The 2,170-nt window shown below is 62.0% G+C and carries 2 protein-coding genes; one reads left to right on the top strand and one right to left on the bottom strand.

The genetic code is table 11. The annotated features are described in order from the left end of the window. Positions 1-64 precede the first annotated feature (64 nt). Positions 65-1,567, bottom strand: a complete 1,503-nt coding sequence (locus EN750_RS31020) for a sugar ABC transporter ATP-binding protein (RefSeq protein ID WP_127399000.1) — start codon at positions 1,565-1,567, stop codon at positions 65-67. 337 nt (positions 1,568-1,904) lie between these two features. On the opposite strand from EN750_RS31020, the gene EN750_RS31025 reads away from it, so the two are divergent. Next, positions 1,905-2,170: GntR family transcriptional regulator (locus tag EN750_RS31025; RefSeq protein WP_145968080.1), on the top strand; the 266-nt coding region annotated here is incomplete at its 3' end.

Here is a 2,170-nt window from a genome sequence, read left to right on the forward strand (position 1 = left end):
AGCCTGCTGCCGCGCGTGAAGCGGTCGTTGCGGTTCACACCGCCGATCTCCATGGCCGCTTCGGTCACGCCATCTCCTCCCCGGTCGCCAGCGCCATGATGCGTTCCTCGCTCAATTCGCTGCGCAGGAGAGGCTCGGAGGCATAGCCATCGCGCATCACCACCACGCGGTCGCAGACGCCGAGGATTTCGGGCAGTTCCGAGGAGATCATCACGACTGCCATGCCGCCGGCGACGAGTTGGCCGATGATGTGGTGGATCTCGGCCTTGGCGCCAACGTCGACGCCCCGCGTCGGCTCGTCGAGGATCAAGGCCGAAGGTTTGGCGGCAAGCCATTTGGCGATGACCGCCTTCTGCTGGTTACCGCCCGACAGCAGGTTGATGCGCCGTTCGCCGTCGGGCGGTGAAATTGAAAACTGCTTGACCGAGTCCGCGGCAAGCGCGTGATCGGCGCTGCGGCTGATGCGCCCGAAACGGCTCAGGCGGCGCAGTATGGGCAGACTGATGTTTTCCCGGATCGACATTCCAGGCACGACGCCGTCGCCCTTGCGATCTTCCGGGACATAGGCAATGCCTGCCCTGACCGCCTGGGATGGCGAGTTGATCGAGATCTCGCGTCCGTTGACGCTGACCGAGCCCTCGACAAGCCGCGACAGGCCGAAGATCGCGCGGGCAACCTCGCTGCGGCCAGCACCCACCAGTCCGGTCAAGCCCAGTATCTCGCCGGCGCGTACATCGAAGCTGACATCGCGGAAGCGCGTGCCGTCGCTTATGCGTTCGACCCGCAGCACCGACTTGCCGATCTCGGCCGGGCTTTTCGGGAAGACATTGCTGACTTCGCGACCGACCATCAGCCTGATCATGTGAGCGGCATTTATGCCTTCGATCGGCCGCGTCTCGATCATTGAGCCGTCGCGCAGCACAGTCACCTCGTCGGCGATTTCGAGCACCTCCTTCAGTCGGTGGCTGATGTAGATGATGGCGATGCCGTCATCGCGCATCTTGCGCAGGATCCGGAACAACGCCGCCGTCTCATGCTCGCTGAGGCTCGATGTCGGTTCGTCCAGGACGATGATCCTGGGCTGCGCCGCGTAGGCCTTGGCGATCTCGACGAGCTGCTGCTGGCTGATCGACAGGTTGCCGAGCCGTTCACGCGGGTTGATGGCCGCTCCGAGCTCATCGAGGACGGCGGCTGCCGCCCGGATCATCTCGCCCTTGCGCAGAAAGGTCCACTTGCCCGGCATGCGGCCGAGATAGACGTTTTCGGCGACGCTCAGGTCGGGGACCAGATTGACTTCCTGATGCACCATGCGGATGCCCAGCGCCTGGGCGTCGGCGGGCCGGCGCATGCGCACTTCGGCGCCGCCGACCCTGATTGTGCCGCTGGTGGGTGCGTAGGACCCGTTGAGTACTTTCATGAGCGTCGATTTGCCGGCGCCGTTCTCACCCACGACCGCATGAACGGTGCCGAATTTGACGGCGAAATTGACGTTGGACAGAGCCTTCACGCCCGGGAACGTCTTGCTGATGCCTCGCATGTCCAAGGCGCAATCGGCGGCGACAGTCATATCTGGCTAGGTTCCTCCTGGCGGCTGGCCGATCGTCCTCGGTATCGGCCATCGATATGTTAGTATAATAGTCGCTTCAACACAGCTCGACCCCTCTTCGAACTGGCTTGAACGTCGGGCTTTTGAACACGCGACTCAGTCAAGGCTCTCGGTTGCGGTTGAATTTCTCACCGCGGATGATGACTATTGCACTAATATAATAGTTCTGGCAAGGTGGATTCCGGCGGTCGTTATGAACATCGTGTCCACCGACACCCGACCGCTTCCATTGGATGCGTTCCGATTGACATTCTAGTATTATCTGGCCATTTCTGGTGAACGAAGACACGGATTTGCAATGGACCTGGATCCTTCGACGCTCAATCGGGCTCTTCCGCTCCGCGATCAGATCTACCACAAGATCCGCAACCTGATCGTCGTCGGGCAGCTGAAGCCGGGAGAGGTCATCAACGAAGTCGCCATCGCGGAGGCCCTGGGGGTGTCGCGCACCCCGGTGCGCGAAGCGGTCAAGCGCATCAGCGACGAGGGCCTGGTCAAGATCTTGGCACAGACCGGCACCTATGTCGCTCCGATCAGCCGGGCCGACCTGGAAGAAGCCTATGT

It is taken from the genome of Mesorhizobium sp. M7A.F.Ca.ET.027.03.2.1 (assembly GCF_003999175.1).
In the GTDB taxonomy this organism is placed as follows: domain Bacteria; phylum Pseudomonadota; class Alphaproteobacteria; order Rhizobiales; family Rhizobiaceae; genus Mesorhizobium.